This is a genomic window from Eubacterium oxidoreducens, assembly GCF_900104415.1.
GTDB lineage: Bacteria > Bacillota > Clostridia > Lachnospirales > Lachnospiraceae > Eubacterium_C > Eubacterium_C oxidoreducens.
This window is the reverse complement of record NZ_FMXR01000006.1, coordinates 244,967-266,161: the sequence shown is the minus strand read 5'-3', so window position 1 is coordinate 266,161 and position 21,195 is coordinate 244,967. Positions and strand designations below refer to the sequence as shown.

The window sequence follows — 21,195 nt, the reverse complement described above, 5'->3', positions numbered from 1 at the left end:
CTATTATTAAAGATTTGTACGAGGAGTGCAAGAAGTAATTCTTTACAAATAAAAATAAGGATGCTAACATAATAGCATCTTAAAATCTATATTTCTTTCGTCGGATATCCCGACATTTTTCAAATCCTAGAAAGGAATTTAATTGTATAGTATAACAGAAACGGCAATTCTTAGAGGAATTGACAGTGTTTTAGTGTCGATTGAAGCTAATATTTCGGAAGGATTACCTGTATTTGAGATGGTGGGGTTTTTAGGAACCGAAGTAAAAGAAGCGAAAGAGCGGGTTAGAATTGCACTTGCCAATAGCGGATATGCACTTCCGGTTCGAAGAATAACTGTGAATTTTTATCCGGCTAATTTAAAAAAATCAGGAACAGGATTTGATCTTCCGGTGGCACTTGCGCTTTGCGGAGCGATGGGGATTGTGGATAAAAATAGGTTAGAAGAAGGACTTGTGGCTGGGGAGATATCTCTTAGCGGAAAGATTTTGGCGGTGGAAGGAATCCTTTCCATTGTGGATATGGCAAGGCAGAAAGGTAAGAAATACTGCATTATCCCTAAGGGGAATGAAGAAGAAGCTATGCTGGTATCCGGTATAAAAGTGTATCCGGTTAGCACTTTGCGTGAAACAATTGATTTGTTAAAACGAAGGGATTTTTATGAGATAAAAATCGTTAAAACGAAAATGCAAAATGAAATACAATCGTATCCGGATTTTTCGGATATTGCAGGTCATGAACAAGCTAAGCGTATATGTGAAGTTGCAGCAAGCGGGATGCATAATTTATTAATGATTGGACCACCGGGAGTCGGCAAGACAATGTTGGCAGTTCGGATACCGGGAATACTTCCGCCGCTAAACGAAATTGAAAAGATGGAGCTTTCTAAGATTTACTCAGTTAGCGGACTTTTGAATCCGGGAAGCGGATTGATTTCAGAACGTCCATTTCGCAGACCGCATCATTCCATCTCAAAAGGCGGGTTAATAGGGGGAGGAACAGCGCTAAAACCGGGCGAAATTTCGCTTGCACATGCCGGAGTTTTGTTTTTGGATGAGTTCTCCGAATTTGATAAAAGTGTTTTGAGTGAATTACGAGAGCCTATGGAAGATAAAAGAATCAGAATCAGTCGCTTGAGCGGGAATTGTGAATATCCGGCAGATTTTATGCTTGTTGCGGCAATGTCTGCCTGCAGGTGCGGTTATTATCCGGATATGAACAAGTGCACATGTACGTCTTCTCAGATTGGCTCCTATCTGTCGTCTGTTTCGCAAATGCTTTTAGAGAGAATCGATCTTGGAATCGAGATTATGCAACAGCCGATGGGGATTTTTTGCAGTCGTGAACCAACAGAGACTTCAGAACAAATTAGAGCACGAGTGATGCAGGTTCATGAAATTCAAAAACAGCGATATAAAAAGGAGTGCTTTTCTTATAATGGACAGATTCCGTCATCGAGAATTGAGAATTTTTGTCCTCTCACAGAGGAATTAAGAACATACATGGAAGAGATGTTTGTAAAATTAAAATTAAGCACAAGACGGTATTATAAAATTATGCGAGTTGCCCGTACATTAGCGGATATGGATGGGAGTGAGCGGATTTTAATAGAACATTTAAGTGAAGCATTATGTTATAGAAGTATAGAAAAAAGTTTTTGGGAGAGAAATGAGTATGATTTATGAGTATTGGTTGGCGAATACCGGTAGGTTTACACCGGTACAGATAAATAAACTTCTAAAGGTTGCCGGTTCGCCACAGGAAGTATATCGAATGCGCAAGGAGCAGATTCAAAAGATTTGTTTGTGGTCTGAGGATGTTTACGAGGAATACCAAAGAGAAAAAAAGTCTTGGAATCTGTTGGGGCGCTGGGAAGAGTTTAAGAAGTTAAAGATGGGTTTTTTGACCATTTTGCAAAAGGAATATCCAGCCGTATTAAAAGAGATATATGACCCACCGTATGCGCTTTATTATTATGGAAATCTGGAATTGCTCAAACGACAAAAGATTGCGATTGTTGGTGCTAGAAGATGTAGTGATTATGGCGCAAAGACAGCACGAGTACTGGCGCATGGATTGGCACATCGCGGGAATTGTATTGTCAGCGGTATGGCAGAGGGGATTGATGCGTATGCGCATGCTGGAGCTTTAGAGGGAGTCGGGAAAACAATAGCGGTTCTTGGATGTGGAGTCAATGTATGCTATCCGGCGAAAAACCGGGCATTATATAAAGCTATGAAAGAGCAGGGGTTAATCATTAGCGAATATGGGCCGGGAGTACAGCCGGTGGCTTGGCATTTCCCGATGAGGAATCGGATTATTAGTGGCTTAAGCGAGAAAGTAATTGTTGTAGAAGCCAAGGAAAAAAGCGGTTCTTTAATTACGGCCGATGCAGCCCTTGATCAAGGAAAAGATGTTTATGCGGTACCGGGGCGTTTGTTGGATCCTCTTAGCAAGGGATGCAATGAATTGATTCGACAAGGTGCCGGAATTATTTCGGATGCAGATGCTTTTTTGTCCCAGTATAACGCTTGCGTTTTGGAATTAGGAGAAGCTATAAATAGTAGTTTGTCTCAAGATGAAATGAAAGTTTATCAAAGTCTGGATTATTATCCGAAAAGAATAGAAAATATCATCGAAGAAGCAGCGATGGATTATAGACAAGTGCTTGTTGCGGTATCTTCCTTGATTGCAAAAGGCTGTGCAAGAGAAAGTTTTAAAAATCAATATATTCGTGTATAAAAGTGTCAAAAAAACATTAATATGGTAGAAAAAAGAACATCATTTTTAAATTTTTTCTTGAAATTGCCTATCTGTTGGTGTATAGTTGTCTCGAATTTTATGCTAAAAAAAAGAATTTTGGGAGCTGGAAAAATGGCAAAATATTTAGTGATTGTCGAGTCGCCTGCCAAGGTCAAGACAATAAAAAAATTTTTAGGGAAAAACTATGAGGTGGCTGCTTCGAATGGCCATGTAAGAGATCTTCCTAAAAGTTCATTGGGGATTGATGTTGAACATGATTTTGAACCTCATTATATTACAATCCGCGGAAAGGGAGATGTTTTGGCTAAGCTTCGAAAAGAAGTAAAAAAATCAGATAAAGTTTATCTCGCAACTGACCCTGACCGAGAAGGAGAAGCGATTTCATGGCATCTTGCTCATGCTCTGAAATTGGAAGATAAATCATTTGCAAGAATTACATTTAATGAGATTACCAAAAATGCAGTTAAGGAATCTTTAAAGAATCCGCGTGAAATAAATATGGGACTTGTTGATGCACAGCAAGCAAGACGAGTGCTTGATCGTATGGTGGGATATGGAATTTCACCGCTTTTATGGGCAAAGGTAAAACGAGGATTAAGTGCGGGACGTGTGCAATCAGTAGCACTTCGCATTATTGCTGACCGTGAAGAAGAAGTAGATGCTTTTATTCCGGAAGAATACTGGACTTTGGACGCGAAGATTTTGCCGGAAGGAGAAAAGAAAGAACTAACGGCTCATTTTTATGGTTCAAAGTCAAAGAAGATGAATATTTCTTCCAAAGAAGAAGTAGAAAAAATTATGAAGGAAATCGAGGGTGAGACACCTGAGATTGCGGAAATAAAAAAATCGGAACGTGTAAAAAAACAACCATTACCGTTTACAACAAGTACATTACAGCAGGAAGCTTCGAAACGCTTGAATTTTTCAACTGTGAAAACAATGCGTTTTGCACAACAACTTTATGAAGGCGTTGATATCAAGAAAAAGGGAACGGTTGCGTTAATTACATATCTTCGTACGGACTCAACCCGTGTTTCGGAAGAAGCCGAAAATGCGGCAGAAGCGTTTATCAAAGACGTACATGGGGAAGAGTATGTTGGAAAACGTGAAAACAAGTCAAAGAATCATAATAAAATTCAAGATGCGCATGAAGCGATTCGACCTACGGATGTGACGTTGACACCATCTATGGTAAAAGAGTCATTGACAAGAGATCAGTTTCGTCTTTATCAGTTGATCTGGAACCGATTTATGGCCAGCCGTATGACACCGGCTGTGTATGAAAGAACTGCGGTTAAGATTAAGATGGGAGAATATTACTTTAATGTAAATGCATCTAAGGTGAAATTCGATGGTTTCCTGTCCGTGTATTCAGTGGAAGATGAAAGTGATGATGAAAAGAAAGTGATGCTAAAGGGCGTAGAAGAAGATACGAAGCTTTCTTTTTGCGGGTTTGAACAAAAACAGCATTTTACGCAGCCACCGGCTCATTATACAGAAGCTTCTTTAGTCAGAACGCTTGAGGAGCTGGGGATTGGACGTCCAAGTACCTATGCACCGACGATTTCTACCATTTTAAATCGAAGATATATTGCAAAGGAAGGCCGTCAGTTGTTTATGACAGAGCTTGGTGAAGTTGTAAATGCTATCATGAAAGATGCTTTTCCGGCAATTGTGAATGAGCAGTTCACCGCCAATATGGAATCTCTTCTAGACAAGATTGAAGAAGGAACAATAGACTGGAAGATTGTTGTCAGGAATTTCTATCCGGATTTGGATGAAGCGGTAAAAGCGGCTGAAAAAGATTTAGAGAAGATAGAAATAGAGGACGAAAAGACGGATGTAATCTGTGAAAAATGTGGCGCCAATATGGTTATCAAATATGGTCCACACGGTCGTTTTCTGGCTTGCCCTAATTTCCCGGATTGCCGAAATACAAAGCCGTACTACGAAAAAATCGGTGTACCATGTCCACTTTGTAATAGCGAAGTTGTGCTTAAGAAAACGAAAAAGGGGCGTAAATATTATGGCTGCGAAAAGAATCCGGACTGTGAATTTATGTCATGGCAAAAGCCTTCTTTAACCAAATGTCCAACCTGCGGAGGTTACATGATAGAAAAAGGTTCCAAATTAGTCTGTGCAGATCAAAACTGCAAGACGGTCTTAGATTTACCGCAGTCTGAGAAGTAGATTTTGAACAGGTGTTGTGACGGACAAGTGTACGAAAAAAGGTGAAAAGGTCGATGGAACTATGAATTAGATACTTTTTTACTATATAAATAATCTGAATTGTTGCAAAATATAAAAAAAGATGTTAATATTGTTGTGACTATTCAGATTATTTTTGTTTCGGAGGTTTATATATGAGCGTTCAACTTTTAGATAAGACGCGTAAAATCAACAAGCTTTTACACAATAATAATAAATCAAAGGTTGTTTTTAATGACATTTGCGCGGTGCTTACAGATATTTTAAATTCCAATATTTTGGTGATTTCCAAAAAAGGAAAAGTGTTAGGGGTTGGTAAGGATGATAAGATACCGCAGATAGAAGAACTTTTGCTCGGAGATGTTGGCGGGTTTATCGATCCGTTATTAAATGAAAGACTTCTGGGAATCTTATCTACGAAAGAGAATGTTAATTTAGAGACGCTTGGATTTGAAAAAGATATAAAAAAATATTGTGCGATTATCACACCGATTGATATCGCGGGAGAACGTCTTGGAACCTTATTTGTCTATCGTCTGGAGCAAATGTATGACATTGATGATATTATTCTTAGTGAATACGGCACAACGGTTGTTGGACTGGAAATGATGCGTTCGGTTAACGAAGAGAATGCGGAGGAAGTGAGAAAACGTCAGATCGTTAAGTCGGCGATTAATACGTTGTCATTTTCTGAACTGGAAGCGATTATTCATATCTTTGATGAATTAAGTGGCAGAGAAGGAATTTTGGTTGCAAGCAAGATTGCAGACAGAGTAGGAATCACAAGATCGGTAATTGTGAATGCACTTCGAAAATTTGAAAGTGCCGGCGTTATTGAATCGAGATCTTCCGGAATGAAGGGCACATATATAAAGGTTTTAAACGAGCTTGTGTTTGAAGAAATCGAAGAAATAAAAAAACAAAATAATAATCAGTAAGTGAATGGAATCAACTGCTATTAAACGGATTTATATATTACTATAGGTCCGTTTTTTATTTTGAAAACATTGAAAATGTAGATGCGTATGACTTATGCAAGGCGAGAAAGCAAGATATAGTATTAAAGATAAAGGAAATCCACCATATGGTGTAAAAAGTACTTGTTTTTTTGGCTATATAAATTATAATGAATATGAGTAATAAGATAAACATAGTGCGTCTGTATGAAGTTAGTCAAAGTGCTTAGGAGGTTATGGATCATATGATTAGTACGAATGCGTTTAGTTATGCTGATGTATTAACAAAAGCAGCTGATGCAAGCTATCTGAGAGAAACGCTTATCAGTAATAATATTGCCAATGTTGATACGGTTGGTTATAAAAGACAGGATGTAGGCTTTGAATCAGTTTTGGAAAGAGAGCTGGGGATGTCCAAATATGAGATGCTTGATCAGAAGATTGAGAATATTCATATGAATCATTTGACAGCGACGGCGTATACAGATGCCGAGAATTTTTCATACCGTGAAGATGGAAATAATGTGGATATTGATACTGAGAATGTTGAACTTGCAGCTGAGCAGATTCGTTATCAAGGTCTGACAGAAAGTATTGACCAGGAATTTTCTCGATTGAAGAGTGCAATCGGTAATTAATCATTAGATAAGTTGTAGAAAGGAGATAGACGGATGTCAATATTTCAAGCTTTTAATATCAATGCATCGGGGATGACGGCGGAGCGATTTCGTACAGACATTATTTCCGAGAATATTGCGAATGTTAATACAACCAGTACCGAAGATGGAACTCCTTACACACGTAAAGTTGTTACATTTCAAGAAAAGGGTGCTTCGGCAGATTTTAGAGAAGTTCTTAGAAGAAATACGAATGATTTTATCGGAAATGGGGTAAAAGTAACATCCGTGCAGGATGACACAGAGACAGAATACAAGATGGAATATGATCCATCGAATCCGGATGCGGATGAGAATGGATATGTAACATATCCAAATGTAAATATTGTAACAGAGATGACGAATCTTATTGATGCCAGCCGTGCATATGAAGCTAATGCAACCGCATTTGAAGCGAGTAAGTCCATGGCGCAAAGAGGACTTTCTATCGGTACATCATAATTTCAATATTTTATGGAGGGATAACCCGTGAATATTAATGCACTTACGAATGTATCGTCGCCGTATATCACACAGGCGGCGGAAAATGCCAGTGCTACCACGGAAGAAGAAGCGAGTTTTGATACGTTCTTGTCTTCGGCGATGGGATTGGTAAATGAGACAAATGATTTGCAAAATACAGCAGAGTCTGCTGAAATTCAATTTGCTTTGGGACAGATGGATAATACACATGATTTGCAAGTCGCACAAGAAGAAGCGAATATTGCTTTACAGTATACGGTAGCTGTTCGTGATAATATTATTGAAGCATATAATACAATTATGAATATGCAGATGTAAGCATATATGGTTTGGGAATATAAAAAAGGGAGAATGCATTCATGCCGGAACGATTGAAAGGGATTTTGGATCGTCTAAAAGAATTTTGGGAAAAATTATCGAACGCGCAAAAAGGGATTTTGATATCAATAGTAGCTGCGGTTGTAGTTGCTATTGTGATTGTCGGCGTTTTGTCTTCGAGAGAAACCTGGGTTGAAATTGTGACTTGTGAGAATACAACGCAGTCTGCCCAGGTAAAAGAATTGTTAGAAGAAAATAGTTATGAATATAAGGTTTCATCAGATGGTTTGACATATAGTGTTCTTGAAGAAAATCAGGCAGATGTCAATATTTTGCTCGGTGAAAATGAGATTCAGTCAACCACCTATGATATTGACAAGGTTTTTGACGGAAGTTTTTCTACTACTGAAGCTGACAAATCAAAGAAATATCAATTATATCTGGAAGAGAAGATGGCAGAGCAACTGGCAACCGAAGATAATGTTGCATCAGCTACGGTTACATTGTCGATTCCTACAGATGATGGAACTTTGATTGCGCAAGAGCAGGATACTTACGCGTCTGTCATGCTGGAACTGGACGGAGAGATGGACGAAGAGCAGGCTACAGGGATTGCAACATTTGTTGCAACTGCGGTCGGAAATGATAATACGGATTGTATAACCGTTATGGATACTACCGGTAATACTTTGTTTACCGGTGGCGATTCGGATTCGGATTCGGCGATTGGAACGGCCTCAGATCAGCTTAGTTATCAAGAAGAAGCTGAGTCTTTAAAACGTTCGGAAGTATCTAATGTAATTACAGGGACCAATGTTTATGACAATGTTAATGTTGGATTGAATCTGGTATTGAATTATGAAAATACGGAGTATACGAATCACCATTACTACGTCGATGAGGATCAAACGCAAGGTTATCTAGATAGCAGAAGTGAATATAATGCGGAAACAGAAGGTGGAAGTGCTGCTGTTCCGGGTACAGACTCTAATGATGATACGACTTATGTTACGGAGGATTCAGAGACGTCAAGCAGTACCATCTCTGATGTGACAGAGGATTATTTGCCGAGTGAAGAAATTACAAATACGGAAAGCGGAATTACGATTGATTATGAGACGTCTTCCGTTTCTGTTGTTGCTACCTCTTATCATATTTATAATGAAGATCAGATGGAGGAAGATGGAACGTTAGATGAACTTGGCGTTACATTCGATGAATTTGTAGAGCAAAATTCCGATAGAACGATGTTGGAAGTAGACGATGAACTTGTGGATGCGGTAGTGAAGGCAACCGGCTTTACCGAGGAAAATGTTTCTATTGTCGCCTATGAGGTTCCGTTCTTTCAATATTCGGAAGGAAGCGGAAGAACACTTACAGATTATTTTGAGATTATTCTTGCAATCTTGATTTTCGCTCTGCTTGGCTTTGTTGTATTTAGAAGTACAAGAAAGAACAAAGAGGAAGAAGAGGTACAACCGGAACTTTCGGTTGAGACTTTGTTAGAATCAACGAAAGAAGCTGAGGAAGTTTTAGAGGATATTGATTATACTGAAAAATCTGAAACTAGAATTTTAATAGAAAAATTTGTGGATGAGAATCCGGAGGCGGTTGCGAGCTTGTTGCGTAACTGGCTGGATGAGTAGTAGAGGTTAACTGATGAATGATGATATGACAGGAGTACAGAAAGCTGCGATTTTGATGATTGCGCTTGGACCGGAAAAATCGGCTACTGTATTTAAGCATCTCAAAGAAGATGAAATTGAAGAATTGACTTTAGAGATTGCCAATACCCGAAGTGTATCTCCGCAGCTTAAAGAAGAAGTGCTTGAAGAATTTTATCAGGTGTGTCTGGCACAACAATATATTGCGGAAGGCGGTATTGGATATGCTAGAGAATTGCTTGAAAAAGCATTGGGCGATGAGAAGGCACAGGATGTTATCACTAAATTGACGGCATCCTTGCAGGTGCGTCCGTTTGAATTTATTCGAAAGACAGATGCAGCTCAGATTCTGAACTTTATTCAAGATGAGCATCCACAGACGATTGCTATGATTTTGTCGTATTTGCCTTCGCCGCAGGCAGCACTTGTGGTTGGTGCTTTGCCACCGGAGAAACAGGCAGATGTTGCGAAACGTATTGCAATGATGGATCGTACCTCACCGGATGTAATTAAAGAAGTTGAAAATGTTTTGGAAAGAAAACTGTCTTCTTTGATCAACCAGGATTACACAATTGCCGGTGGAGTGGATGCGATTGTAGAGATCCTCAATTCTGTGGATCGTGGAACAGAAAAGCATATTATGGAATCGCTGGAAATTGAAGAACCTGAACTTGCGGATGAAATTCGTAAGAAAATGTTCGTATTTGAAGATATTCTACTTCTTGATGACCGTGCAATTCAAAGAGTATTGCGTGAAGTTGAAAACAGCGATTTGGGCATTGCGCTTAAGGGTGCTAATGAAGAAGTGCAAGGAGCTATCTTTAAGAACCTTTCGAAACGTCTGGCAGCTATGATCCAGGAAGATATGGAATTTATGGGACCTGTACGTATGAAGGATGTTGAAGAGGCACAGCAGAAGATTGTAAATATTATCAGAAAGCTTGAGGATTCTGCAGAAATTGTAATCTCCAGAGGTGGAGGTGACGAAATCATTGTCTAATTTCTATCCAAAGGGAAGTTTACTTCCAAAGGGTGTCGCGAAAAGAGTGATTAATTCAGATGAAATATTTGAACAAAAATTAAAGGAACGTCAAGAGCAAGAGCGCAGAATCAGAATGTTGACGGAGGGTGAGGATACGGAAGAATCTGCTGAGTTTGTCGAAGGGATTATGGCACAGCAGCTAGAACCGGAAGAAGAGCCGTTGCAACCGGAGATTGATTTTGAAGAGCTGCAAAGACAAGCAGACGAAATTATTTTTAATGCGCAAAATCAGGCGGAACAAATTATAGATAATGCGAAAGCACAAGCGAAAGAAATTATGGATAAAGCGGTGCAAGAAGGCAAAGAGTTAGGATATGAGGATGGAAAGAATCAGGCTATTGTCCAGATGGAAGAGGAAAAAAGCCGGATAGAAGCAGAACGAAATGCTATGCAGCAATCCTATCAAGAAGAACTTGAAGCTTTAGAGCCGAAACTTTTGGATGTTATATTAGAAGTCGTGGATCGTGTTTTTCATATTCAATTTAGTGAAAAAAAAGAAATACTTTTATATTTGATACAAAATACCTTATCCAATATAGAAGGAGGAAAAGAATTTGTTATTAGGACTGCACCGGATAATGTTTTGTTTTTGCAGGCTCAGACAGAAGGAATACAGGCAAGGGTCGGACAAGGAGCAAGCATTGATTTCGTGTCAGATCCGGATATGACAGGAATGCAGTGCGTGATTGAGTCTTCTAACGGCATTTTTGAGTGCGGAAGTGATGTGCAACTTGAGAATCTGATTGCAGATCTTAAGAGTCTGTGCAGTTAATCGATTGTTCCCGGTGGAGGCGTCTTTCGCCAAAGATACTTGAAAATGATGGGAACCGAAAGGGTGAAGGGTTTGGAATATGATTTGAATAAATATCTACAGGTGGCTCAAAGAACGCATTTTAACAGTTTGGGCCGTGTGGTAAAGATTGTTGGACTTACAATTGAATCAGCCGGACCGGAAGCAAACCTGAATGATTTATGTAAAATAATTTCAGATACGGATAAAGATGCTTATGTTATTGCAGAAGTGGTTGGATTTGCAGATAAGCATCTTTTGTTAATGCCGTATGATAACGTAGAAGGACTTGGAGTTGGATGCCGGGTGGAAAATCTTGGGCATTCTCTGGAAGTTAGTGTTGGACCGGCTGTTTTGGGACATACTTTAGATGGAATCGGACGAAGCATTGATAATCTTGTGCTGGATACTCCTTATCATTATCCGGTTGAGGCTCCGCCGCCAGATCCGCTTACGAGGGAAATTATCAGTGATGTACTTCCACTTGGTGTAAAAGCAGTGGATGGATTGATAACGGTAGGAAAAGGACAAAGAATCGGGATATTTGCCGGTTCCGGAGTAGGAAAAAGTACGCTTCTTGGAATGTTTGCCAGAAATACGAAGGCTGATATTAATATTATTGCCTTAATCGGAGAGCGAGGAAGAGAAGTTCGAGAATTTATAGAACGAGATCTTGGGGAAGAAGGAATGCGGCGTTCTGTTGTGGTGGTAGCAACTTCGGATAAGCCGGCGCTGATTCGTAATAAAGCAGCAAAAACAGCAACGGCAATAGCCGAATATTTCCGCGATCAGGGAAAAGATGTGTTGCTTATGATGGATTCTTTGACACGATTTTCTATGGCGCAAAGGGAAATCGGACTTGCAAGTGGAGAACCACCGGTAACAAGGGGATATCCGCCGAGTGTGTATTCGGAAATGCCGAAGCTTTTGGAAAGAGCCGGCAATTCTGACGTTGGTTCTATTACAGGCTTGTATACGGTGCTTGTAGATGGTGATGATTTTAATGAGCCGATTACCGATACGGCGCGTAGTATATTGGACGGACATATTGTTTTGTCAAGAAGACTTGCGCAAAAAAATCATTATCCGGCGATTGATGTATTACAAAGTATATCAAGATGTATGTCGCAGATTGCGGATAAGGAACATAAAAAAATTGCAGGACAGCTTCGAAATGTTTTGGCGACATATAATGAAGCAGAAGATCTTATTAATATTGGCGCATATCGTAAGGGAACGAATAAAGAGATTGATTATTCCATGGAGCATATTGATAAGGTGAATGAATATTTGACACAAATGACGGATGAAAAGTTTGGATTTGATGAAGAAATTGGAATGCTTGGAAGTGTATTTGAAGTTTAAGGAATGATGCGTAGTGGCTAAATTTACCTATAAATTACAAAATATTCTAGATATTAAATATAAATTGGAGAATCAGGCCAAGTCTGAATTTTCCATGGCAAATGCTACGCTGCTGCGAGAAGAAGAAAAATTAAAAGCGTTAACAACCAGAAAAAAACTTTATGAGATGCAGGGGAAGAATCTTGTTAAAGATAAGATTGATATTGTGGCCATAAAGGAAAATAAAAATGCTGTTTCTGCAATGATGTATGCGATTGAACAACAAAAAATTCAAATAAAACGTGCACAGGATATGGTAGAACAAGCCAGGCGAAAATTAAATGACGTAATGATGGAACGTAAGACACATGAGAAACTGAAGGAAAAAGAATTTGAAGAATTTAAACAGGAAATAAATTACGAAGAAAACAAGTCGATTGACGAGTCGGTAAGTTATACATTCGGCAAGAAGACAAAAAGCTAAAACGAGGGAATATATTATGGCAGATGAAAATAACAATGTAGATCCAAAAGCTGACAAAAAAGCTGCAAAGGCTGCAAAAAAAGAGGAAAAGAAGAAAGCAAAAGAAGCAAAAAAAGCTGCAAAGAAAAATGGTGAGGATGTATTTGACGACGAGGATGAAGAAGGTTCGTCTAAAATAGTCGTTTTATTTGCTACCATAATAATTATTGTTGTTTGGATTGCGATTCTTGCATTGATTATTAAGGCCGATGTCGGAGGATTTGGAACAAATGTTATGACTCCAATCTTAAAAGATGTTCCATATGTTAATAAAATTCTTCCAAAATCCGATACTATAGATACGGGAAGTGTTTCTGCGGAGGAGGGAACTCAGTATGATACACTTGAAGATGCTCTAAATCGGATTAAGGAACTTGAGATTGAACTTCAAGATATGACAACCACGACGGAAGAGTATAAGGCGAAAATCAAAGAATATAAAGCCGAGATTGCACGTCTTAAAGAATTCGAAGAAAACCAGAAAGAATTTGAAGAATTAAAATTAAAATTTGATGAAGAGGTTGTTTTTTCTGAGAATGCACCCGATATAGAAGAATATAAGACTTATTATGAAAGTATAGATCCAACTAATGCAGAATTGATATACAAGGAAGTACTCGAGCAACAGCAGGCGGATGAAGACATGGAAAATTATGTTTCTATGTACTCCAACATGAAAGCATCGGAAGCGGCCGAGATATTCGATACGATGACGGATAATCTTGAGTTGGTTGCGGAAATTCTGGAAAATATGGAATCAGACACTAGTAGTGCCATCCTCGGGAAGATGAATGCGGATACAGCAGCTAAGCTGACCGTGCTTATGAACCCGCAAGAATAGATGGGAAAACTGCCTAAGGATTATGCAGTTTTTATCCAGGCAAAAGATGCCGACAATGGAAGGAGGAAAGAAGACGTATGAAGTTAACCGCTTTATCGCAAACTCAGAGTGCGAATCTAGCAGCAATGCTTACAGGCGTAACATCTTCAGTGACAGAAAATAAAGTGCAAGAAATGAATGGCGCAGCGTTCTCGCAGGTGCTTAATGGAACATGTGAACGAGATGTGACAAGTTCTGATTCTAATGCTGGTCATGAAGATGTTTTTCGTGTGGAAAAAAGCAGCGAATCAGTTGCAGGAGATGTAATTGAACGCTCTAAGGATGTGCCGGCAAATGAGAAAATTACAAAATCGCAGGAGAATTTGGAAGAGGAGAGTGAAGTTGTAGCAGAGGCTGCAGCAACATTTGTAAATCAGACAACGCAGGCGATTTGCGAAGCTTTGGGAATTGATGAAGAACAACTTGTAAATGCAATGGAAGAGTTGGGAATTGGATTTATGGATCTTCTTCAACCGCAAAATCTTAACAATCTGGTAGCGCAATTATCCGGCATTCAAGATCAGATGAATCTTGTCTTGGATGAAAACGTCTCGAATTTGCTTTTGGAAGTGAATCGGTTTGCTCAGGATTTTATGCAGACCACACAGGGCATGGTAATTCCGCAAGATATTATGCAAGTGATGGCAACGGATTTTGAAAATGGTGAAATTCCGTTTGAATTACAGATGGATAGCCAGACAATGGAGCAGAATTTGATGCAAACGGATGCCTTGGTAACGCCGGCTGGTGATGCGACAAATCAGCAAGTTGTAGATGAGGTAGAACAAATGGTTGTGCAAAGTGCTACGCAAAAAGGTACTAATAATTTGACACAAACTACCGGAGAAGATAATGCACAAGCACTTCAGAATCAGCAGGTAAATGACGATACTAATAGTGAGCAAAAAGGAAGTGCTCAAGCTGATACGAATGCAAACTATTTTGAACAGTCTCAAGATGAAGAAGCGACATTCAATTATAGCAATGCAGCTGAAAACCAATCGACTCAAAATGCACAAACCACAACTAATCAATTTGCGGCGCAGGTTCAAACAGCGCAGACAGTTTCTTATGCAAGTGAAGTGAGCTATGCACAAGAAGTGCTTGAACAGGTAACCGAATTTGTTTCAACTAATGTAACGGCTGATACATCAAGTATTGAAATGTCATTGACACCGGAAACACTTGGAAAGCTTTATATTAAAGTGGCACAGGTTGAAGGACAGATTACGGCAACGATTACGGCAACAACAGAAATAGCCAGACAGGCGCTTGCTTCTCAGGTTTATACTTTGAAAGAAGCATTAAATCTTCAGGGAATCAAAGTGGAAGCAGTAGAAGTATCTGTCGCAACACATGAATTTGAGAGAAATCTCGAAGAAAATGCAAATAGTAAACAACAAGAGCAGATGGGAGAGCAACAAGAAAAAGTTTCTCAAGGACGCAGACGAAGCCTGAATCTTACGCAAGAAGGCGAAATGCCGGAAAATCTTACGGAAGCTGAACAACTTGCTGCAACAATCATGAAGGATAACGGTAATTCCGTTGACTTAACTGCTTAGGAAAAAGAAAGGGGAAAGAAATATGGCAAACACGGTAAGCGTGGTTGATGGAGTATTGCAATACAATGCAACTTCTAGTTCGTCATCTTCGACTTCAAGTTCTGAGATGGGAAAAGAACAGTTCTTGCAATTGCTGGTTGCACAGATGAAATATCAAGATCCGCTTGAACCAATGGATAATACAGAGTATGTTTCTCAGCTTGCTACATTCACACAGGTTGAAGAATTACAAAATCTTGGAGCATCTATGGCGGATATGGAAGCCACCAATCTTTTGGGCAAACAGGTAATAATCGAAACCACTTCAACAAGTGGAGCGACAACTCAGATTAGTGGATATGTTGATTATGTTCAAGAAGAAAACGGCGAGATGATGCTTGGTGTAAATGGAAGTTTGTATTCCATTAGCGATGTGATTACGGTTATTGATAATGATTATGTTACAGCCGCTTCATTGGCTTCACAGTTTTCTACACTTATTTCTCAGTTACCAAGTGAGGATGAACTTACAGCAGATGATCAGGAAACGCTTCAGGCAATCCGTGATATTTATGATTCGCTTACGGAATATCAAAAGAGTTTTATTTCCAGTGATGATCTTAGCACCTTGACCGCATTAGAAAAGGTAATGAGCACGCTGGTGTCCGACGAGGAATAAACCTGTTTCAAGGAAGAATGAGGTGAGATGCGTTGAATAAGATTAATAAAACTTTTTCATCCATCGAACAAGTTGCGGGACAATATTTAAAGAATTCTTCACAACAGACTCAAAACACAACAAGTGAAGGATTGTCATTTGAAGAAATATTCCTGCAAAAAGCCAAGGAAGATGGCGGAGTTAAATTTTCAAAACATGCAAGTCAAAGACTTGATGATCGCAATATTACATTGACGGCTGAACAAAATGAACGACTTGAAGGTGGAATTGAAAAAGCAAATGAAAAAGGAATCAAAGATTCCCTGGTATTGATGGATTCGCTGGCATTTATTGTAAATGTGCCAAACAAAACAGTAGTAACAGCAATGGATCAAACAGAGACACAAGGTAACATATTTACGAATATTGATGGCGCGGTAATTATTTAGCCGGACCTATATGGAGGCTGATGCTTTTGACTGACAGAGAAAGCAAAACCATATGCGCCTTATGTTTAAGGAGGTCACTTAATTATGATGAGATCACTTTATTCTGGTGTGGCAGGACTGAAAACACACCAGACCAAGATGGACGTTATCGGTAACAATATTGCCAATGTTAATACAGTTGGATTTAAATCTTCATCTGTAACATTTAGCGATATTATGTATCAGACAACACAGCAGGCATCTGGAGCAAATGCCACAACCGGTACCGGCGGTGTCAACGCAAAGCAAATCGGTCTTGGAGTTTCTACAGCAGCGACAAAGGTTTCGATTACATCAAGCGGTGCTGCCGAAACAACCGGAAATGCATTTGATATTATGTTAAATGATGCAAATGCAACGAACTTTTTCATAGTAAATAATGGAACAGAAAATATCTTTACAAGAGATGGTTCGTTCTATGTTGATAATGCAGGTAACTTATGTATGGCATCTACCGGTTATAATGTAATGGGATGGCAGGTAGATGAAAATGGTAACATTGTGAAAGACACTGTTAGTGCTCTTCGTATCATGCAGCCGGCTAATTTAACATCAGCACCGGAAGCAACTACAGCAGCTACTGCTTCTGGAATTATTGATAAAAATGATCCGAACCTGGAAGATGGACTGGCTATGAATCTTACCATATATGATAATCTCGGTTATTCTTATATTGTGAAATTCTCAATTACTTCAACAGGTAATGATGGTGTATACAGTGCTGAAATAACAAGTGTTACCGATTCGGATGGAAATGATGTTATGGCGGCAGCCGGACTTACAAGCGCAGACATTGTAAATAATGGAACTGCAAATGGTACATTTACATTATCTTATTCGACTGCAGATGGTTCTTTTGCAGGCGTTGATGGAGATGCTAATGATACCGATTTGGTGTTGAATTTAACCGCTCTTGGCGATAGCTTTGCAGATGTTACAGTTGATTTTACGGATACGCAGAATGTTGATAATGGCAAGCTCTCGACAATTGGAGTTGATAGTGGTGATTCTGACGGATATGGAGCTGGAAAAAAGCTGGGAGCTATGACGGGGGTATCGATTGATAATACCGGTAAGATTTACGGAACATATGATAATGGTAATACCGTCCTTTTGGGACAGATTGCAGTTGCTCAATTCGCAAATGCATCGGGCTTGGAAGCTCTTGGCGATAACTGTTATGCAACAACTTTAAATTCTGGTGAATTTGATGGAATCGGTGTGGATATATCTGCAGATGGTGGAAGCATGACAACAGGAGCTTTGGAAATGTCTAATGTAGACCTTTCTTCTGAATTCACATCTATGATTACAACGCAAAGAGGTTTCCAGGCAAATTCGAGAATTATTACAACTTCGGATTCTATGTTGGAGGAACTTATAAATCTGAAACGATAGTACTAAATATTACCAGATATAAATGGTGAGATTAGGGGTGTTGCGAAAAATGCAGCACCCCTATATGTTGTATGAGGAGAAAAAACGATTTTTTGAAAAAAGTCGGATTTTCTCTTGTTTTATTTAAAAAAAGTATGTAGACAATTAACACCAAATCTAGTAGAATATGACTAGAGAATGTCATAGTGCGGTAACTATGACATAAGTTCAAGTATTGAAAGAGGGTGAGATAACAGATGGATTTGGCCTCAATAGCCGGCTTTGGAATGGGCGCAATCATGGTTGTCCTTGGTATTATTACAGGTGACGCTGGTGTGGCAGCTATGGGTAACTTTATTGATCCGACCTCGGTTATTATTACAATCGGTGGTTCTTTGGCTGGTGTAATTATGTCCAATAAGATTCCGGACGTTATCAATGGAGCAAAAAGTGCTACGCTGGCACTTAAAGAACAAAACAATGATCCGTCGGAAGTGATAAAGAATATTATAGATTTATCGAATACGGCGAGAAAAGAAGGTTTGCTTGCATTAGAAGAAGCGGCAAACGGTATAGAGGATGCCTTCTTGAAAAAAGGCATTATGCTTGTGGTTGACGGTACAGATTCCGATCTTGTTCGTGGTATTTTAGAGACGGATCTGGTGTGCGTTGAAGCAAGACATAAAAAAGTATTTGCATTTTGGGAAAAATGGGGAGAAATGGGTCCTGCCTGGGGAATGATTGGAACGCTGATAGGTCTTGTTAACATGTTACAGGCTCTTGACGATGTAAGTACAATCGGTCCTAATATGGCGGTCGCTCTTCTTACGACACTGTATGGTTCTTTGATTGCCAACTGGATTTGTAGTCCGATGGCATCTAAGCTTAAGGTGAATAATGATGCAGAAATTGCAATGAAGGAAGTAACAATTGAAGGTCTTCTTTCAATTCAGGCTGGAGAGAATCCGCGTGTAATTGAAGAAAAACTGAAGTCATTCCTGTCACCGGAAGCACGTAATGCAATTGGTGAGGCCGGAGGTGAGGAATAGTGGCTAAAAGACCGCAAGAAGATCCACCAAAAGGCTCGCCGGCATGGATGGCGACATTTAGTGATTTGATGAATCTATTGCTTTGCTTTTTCGTGTTACTGTTCTCGATGTCAACGGTTGATGCAGAAAAGTTTCAATTGGTTATCGCTTCATTACAAAGCAGTTTCAGTGTTTTGCCATCCGGAGGGTCATCCGTAGGTGATGGACAACTGATTTCATCCGGTATTAGTCAGCTGGAGAATTTTGATGTTTATTTTGATGCGACGACAACTGAGGATGGAAATACAGAGCAAACACCTGAGAATGAAGATGAAGAGGAAGAAGATTCTTCACAGGGAACAGAAACGCAAGATCAGGCTCTAAAACAAGAGGAGCAGACACAAAGTGAAGCTCAGCAGCAAAAAGAAGCTCAGGAATCTGTTGAAGAACAAGCCCTTGCGGAATCTGAAAAGATGGCTGAGAAGATTGAAGAACTTATGGAAGAAGAAAGTATTACTTCCGGAGTTAAGATTGATTTTACAACGCAGTATGTACAACTTACGCTAAATGGAGCGCTATTATTTGAGTCGGGACAATCGGATATTAAAGAAGAAGCTTATACACTTGTAGATAAGATTGGAAAGATTCTTGAAAATTATGATAGTAATTCGATTGAAGTTGAAGGACATACAGATAATGTTCCAATCAGTACGGAGAAATATGCTAATAACAATGTACTGTCTGCGTTTAGAGCACTTAGTGTAATGGAGTATCTGACAGATACAACAAGCCTTGATCCTGCGAAGATGAAAGCGTCCGGTCGAGGTGAGTATGAGCCGATTGCAGATAATTCAACTTCAAAGGGAAGAGCAAAAAACAGAAGAGTGGAAATTAATATTTATAATTCATTTTATTCGGAAGAATAGAAAAGAGGACTTGCAATGAAGAAGAATTTATTAACCTTGATTATATTGGTATTGTGTTTTGCAAATGTTGCTCTGACGGCGGTGCTTGTTATCACGATACTTCCGGAGACGCAAAAAGCTAATGAACTGATTACAAAGGTTGCGGATGCAATCGATTTGGATTTGGAAGGTGGCGTTGCTGTAGATACGTCTGAGTCTGTTTCGATGGAAAATATTACTTCATATTCCGTAAATGATGGAGAATCTATAACCATTAATCTGGCAGACTCCGGAGATGGAACTCAGCATTTTGCAGTTATTACAGTATCGATCGAAATGGATTCGACACATGAAGATGCTAAAACATATACAGATCTTTCAACATATTCAACAATTATTATGGATTTGATTAATGAAGTTGTTTCAGCGCATACGTTAGAAGAAATGCAAAACAACCAGACAGATATTAAAAAAGAAATTTTAGAAGCGCTTCAGACAAAGTTTGATTCGACTGTGTTTACCGGCGTAAGCTTTGGTAGTGTGACATTGTCATAAAGTGAGTAGATAAGGGAAAGGTGGTGAGAATTCGTGGGTGAAGTTTTATCGCAAAATGAGATAGATAATTTACTTCAAGCTCTTTCAAGTGGAGAACTTGATGTGGATGAAATGAAAGAATCGGGCGAGAAACAGGCAAAAAATTATGATTTTGCAAGACCGGCGAAGTTCTCAAAGGAGCACCTTCGAACATTGGAAAATATTTTTGAGCATTATGGAAGATTGCTTTCGACAAACCTGCCTGTTTATTTGCGTAAGAATGTTCAGGTGGAAGTGATGAATTCGGAAGCAGTTACGTATTCTGAATTTTCGAATGCACTTTCTAATCCGGTAATACTGGGCGTGGTAAATATGGAACCGTTAAACGGAACTATTATTATTGAACTTGCCGACAATTTAGGATTTGCGATGGTCGACAGAATGCTTGGCGGAACCGGAAAACCTTTGGAAAAAAGTCGTGATTTTTCGGAAATTGAGATGCTCATAATTGAAAGAATTATGGTCGCGTGTGTGAATTTGTTGGAGGAACCTTGGGAAAATGTTGTGGAGATTCATCCAAGGTTGGAGCGAATTGAAACGAATTCTCAGTTCGCGCAGTTTATTTCACCGAATGAAATGATTGCGATTGTGACAATTGACATCAAGATTGGTGATGTTGACGGACTTATGAATGTATGTTTGCCGTTTATCACTTTGGAAGATGTTATTGATAAGTTGAATACTAAGTTTTGGTATTCAACGATGCAAAATGGAGAAAATGATACTTATAAGGCCGAAATTGAGGGTATGCTGAATAAAGCACCGGTTCCGCTAAAAGCGGTTCTTGGGAAAAGCGTGATATCTGTCAGCGATTTTGTTGGCCTGCAAGTTGGTGATATTATTCGACTAGATTCTAAAGTTAATGATGAAATGGATGTATATGTTGGAAATATCCGTAAATTTAAAGCACTTCCGGGAACAGCCCAAAAGGATTATGCTGTACGTGTTACATCGATCATCAGAGAGGAGCAGTAGGGA

Annotated in this window: 21 protein-coding genes; all 21 read left to right on the top strand. The window is 39.2% G+C overall.

Features of this window, described 5'->3' with window-relative positions:
- Positions 1 to 142: 142 nt before the first annotated feature.
- The 21 genes from BLS20_RS04220 (at position 143) to fliM (ending at position 21,192) form a co-directional block, all read left to right on the top strand.
- The gene (locus tag BLS20_RS04220) at positions 143 to 1,684 is read left to right on the top strand and encodes a YifB family Mg chelatase-like AAA ATPase (protein WP_090172531.1); all 1,542 of its coding nucleotides are present in this window, start codon (positions 143 to 145) and stop codon (positions 1,682 to 1,684) included.
- Positions 1,674 to 2,741 (top strand): DNA-processing protein DprA, encoded by a 1,068-nt coding sequence (dprA, locus tag BLS20_RS04215; RefSeq protein ID WP_176762281.1) that lies wholly within the window; start codon positions 1,674 to 1,676, stop codon positions 2,739 to 2,741. Before BLS20_RS04220 ends, dprA begins: the two co-directional genes overlap by 11 nt.
- A gap of 132 nt (positions 2,742 to 2,873) precedes the next feature.
- Entirely contained in the window at positions 2,874 to 4,952 is a 2,079-nt protein-coding gene (topA, locus tag BLS20_RS04210; RefSeq protein WP_090172527.1) for a type I DNA topoisomerase, read from the top strand.
- Positions 4,953 to 5,125: 173 nt separating this feature from the next.
- A complete protein-coding gene (gene codY / locus BLS20_RS04205; RefSeq protein ID WP_090172525.1) occupies positions 5,126 to 5,908 on the top strand; it encodes a GTP-sensing pleiotropic transcriptional regulator CodY in 783 nt (260 codons plus the stop codon).
- A gap of 254 nt (positions 5,909 to 6,162) precedes the next feature.
- Entirely contained in the window at positions 6,163 to 6,564 is a 402-nt protein-coding gene (flgB, locus tag BLS20_RS04200) for a flagellar basal body rod protein FlgB (protein WP_341443184.1), read from the top strand.
- Positions 6,565 to 6,597: 33 nt separating this feature from the next.
- The gene (gene flgC / locus BLS20_RS04195; RefSeq protein ID WP_090172521.1) at positions 6,598 to 7,044 is read left to right on the top strand and encodes a flagellar basal body rod protein FlgC; all 447 of its coding nucleotides are present in this window, start codon (positions 6,598 to 6,600) and stop codon (positions 7,042 to 7,044) included.
- A gap of 27 nt (positions 7,045 to 7,071) precedes the next feature.
- On the top strand, positions 7,072 to 7,383 hold the full coding sequence (gene fliE, locus BLS20_RS04190; protein WP_090172519.1) for a flagellar hook-basal body complex protein FliE: 312 nt from the start codon (positions 7,072 to 7,074) through the stop codon (positions 7,381 to 7,383).
- A 41-nt stretch (positions 7,384 to 7,424) separates the two neighbouring features.
- Positions 7,425 to 9,029, top strand: coding sequence for a flagellar M-ring protein FliF C-terminal domain-containing protein (locus BLS20_RS04185; RefSeq protein WP_090172517.1), 1,605 nt, complete (start codon positions 7,425 to 7,427; stop codon positions 9,027 to 9,029).
- A 13-nt stretch (positions 9,030 to 9,042) separates the two neighbouring features.
- Positions 9,043 to 10,047, top strand: a complete 1,005-nt coding sequence (gene fliG, locus BLS20_RS04180; protein WP_090172515.1) for a flagellar motor switch protein FliG — start codon at positions 9,043 to 9,045, stop codon at positions 10,045 to 10,047.
- Positions 10,040 to 10,861 carry a FliH/SctL family protein gene (locus tag BLS20_RS13880; protein WP_242870525.1) on the top strand — a complete coding sequence of 274 codons (822 nt, stop codon included), beginning with the start codon at positions 10,040 to 10,042 and terminating at the stop codon, positions 10,859 to 10,861. Before fliG ends, BLS20_RS13880 begins: the two co-directional genes overlap by 8 nt.
- A gap of 45 nt (positions 10,862 to 10,906) precedes the next feature.
- Positions 10,907 to 12,244, top strand: a complete 1,338-nt coding sequence (gene fliI / locus BLS20_RS04170; RefSeq protein WP_242870524.1) for a flagellar protein export ATPase FliI — start codon at positions 10,907 to 10,909, stop codon at positions 12,242 to 12,244.
- Between the two features lie 13 nt (positions 12,245 to 12,257).
- The gene (fliJ, locus tag BLS20_RS04165) at positions 12,258 to 12,707 is read left to right on the top strand and encodes a flagellar export protein FliJ (RefSeq protein WP_090172510.1); all 450 of its coding nucleotides are present in this window, start codon (positions 12,258 to 12,260) and stop codon (positions 12,705 to 12,707) included.
- Between the two features lie 16 nt (positions 12,708 to 12,723).
- Positions 12,724 to 13,587, top strand: coding sequence for a MotE family protein (locus tag BLS20_RS04160; RefSeq protein WP_090172508.1), 864 nt, complete (start codon positions 12,724 to 12,726; stop codon positions 13,585 to 13,587).
- A 77-nt stretch (positions 13,588 to 13,664) separates the two neighbouring features.
- The gene (locus tag BLS20_RS04155) at positions 13,665 to 15,188 is read left to right on the top strand and encodes a flagellar hook-length control protein FliK (protein ID WP_090172506.1); all 1,524 of its coding nucleotides are present in this window, start codon (positions 13,665 to 13,667) and stop codon (positions 15,186 to 15,188) included.
- A gap of 22 nt (positions 15,189 to 15,210) precedes the next feature.
- Positions 15,211 to 15,846 carry a flagellar hook assembly protein FlgD gene (locus BLS20_RS04150; protein WP_090172503.1) on the top strand — a complete coding sequence of 212 codons (636 nt, stop codon included), beginning with the start codon at positions 15,211 to 15,213 and terminating at the stop codon, positions 15,844 to 15,846.
- Between the two features lie 32 nt (positions 15,847 to 15,878).
- Positions 15,879 to 16,274: a TIGR02530 family flagellar biosynthesis protein gene (locus BLS20_RS04145; RefSeq protein WP_090172501.1), complete on the top strand. Its 396-nt coding sequence runs from the start codon at positions 15,879 to 15,881 to the stop codon at positions 16,272 to 16,274.
- A gap of 84 nt (positions 16,275 to 16,358) precedes the next feature.
- Positions 16,359 to 17,711 (top strand): flagellar hook protein FlgE, encoded by a 1,353-nt coding sequence (locus BLS20_RS04140; RefSeq protein WP_090172499.1) that lies wholly within the window; start codon positions 16,359 to 16,361, stop codon positions 17,709 to 17,711.
- A 236-nt stretch (positions 17,712 to 17,947) separates the two neighbouring features.
- On the top strand, positions 17,948 to 18,739 hold the full coding sequence (locus BLS20_RS04135) for a motility protein A (RefSeq protein WP_090172497.1): 792 nt from the start codon (positions 17,948 to 17,950) through the stop codon (positions 18,737 to 18,739).
- Positions 18,739 to 19,644 carry an OmpA/MotB family protein gene (locus tag BLS20_RS04130; protein ID WP_090172495.1) on the top strand — a complete coding sequence of 302 codons (906 nt, stop codon included), beginning with the start codon at positions 18,739 to 18,741 and terminating at the stop codon, positions 19,642 to 19,644. The genes BLS20_RS04135 and BLS20_RS04130 overlap by 1 nt, the downstream gene beginning before the upstream one ends.
- 15 nt (positions 19,645 to 19,659) lie before the next feature.
- The gene (locus BLS20_RS04125) at positions 19,660 to 20,178 is read left to right on the top strand and encodes a flagellar basal body-associated FliL family protein (RefSeq protein WP_090172492.1); all 519 of its coding nucleotides are present in this window, start codon (positions 19,660 to 19,662) and stop codon (positions 20,176 to 20,178) included.
- 33 nt (positions 20,179 to 20,211) lie between these two features.
- Entirely contained in the window at positions 20,212 to 21,192 is a 981-nt protein-coding gene (fliM, locus tag BLS20_RS04120; RefSeq protein WP_090172490.1) for a flagellar motor switch protein FliM, read from the top strand.
- Positions 21,193 to 21,195: the final 3 nt, after the last annotated feature.

Coding starts and splice junctions, on each gene's coding strand:
- BLS20_RS04140 (WP_090172499.1), top strand. CDS start 16,359: ATGATGAGATCACTTTATTCTGGTGTGGCAGGACTGAAAACACACCAG.
- topA (WP_090172527.1), top strand. CDS start 2,874: ATGGCAAAATATTTAGTGATTGTCGAGTCGCCTGCCAAGGTCAAGACA.
- fliG (WP_090172515.1), top strand. CDS start 9,043: ATGAATGATGATATGACAGGAGTACAGAAAGCTGCGATTTTGATGATT.
- BLS20_RS04150 (WP_090172503.1), top strand. CDS start 15,211: ATGGCAAACACGGTAAGCGTGGTTGATGGAGTATTGCAATACAATGCA.
- BLS20_RS04185 (WP_090172517.1), top strand. CDS start 7,425: ATGCCGGAACGATTGAAAGGGATTTTGGATCGTCTAAAAGAATTTTGG.
- BLS20_RS04160 (WP_090172508.1), top strand. CDS start 12,724: ATGGCAGATGAAAATAACAATGTAGATCCAAAAGCTGACAAAAAAGCT.
- flgB (WP_341443184.1), top strand. CDS start 6,163: ATGGATCATATGATTAGTACGAATGCGTTTAGTTATGCTGATGTATTA.
- BLS20_RS04125 (WP_090172492.1), top strand. CDS start 19,660: ATGAAGAAGAATTTATTAACCTTGATTATATTGGTATTGTGTTTTGCA.
- BLS20_RS04135 (WP_090172497.1), top strand. CDS start 17,948: ATGGATTTGGCCTCAATAGCCGGCTTTGGAATGGGCGCAATCATGGTT.
- BLS20_RS04155 (WP_090172506.1), top strand. CDS start 13,665: ATGAAGTTAACCGCTTTATCGCAAACTCAGAGTGCGAATCTAGCAGCA.
- flgC (WP_090172521.1), top strand. CDS start 6,598: ATGTCAATATTTCAAGCTTTTAATATCAATGCATCGGGGATGACGGCG.
- dprA (WP_176762281.1), top strand. CDS start 1,674: ATGATTTATGAGTATTGGTTGGCGAATACCGGTAGGTTTACACCGGTA.
- codY (WP_090172525.1), top strand. CDS start 5,126: ATGAGCGTTCAACTTTTAGATAAGACGCGTAAAATCAACAAGCTTTTA.
- fliI (WP_242870524.1), top strand. CDS start 10,907: ATGATGGGAACCGAAAGGGTGAAGGGTTTGGAATATGATTTGAATAAA.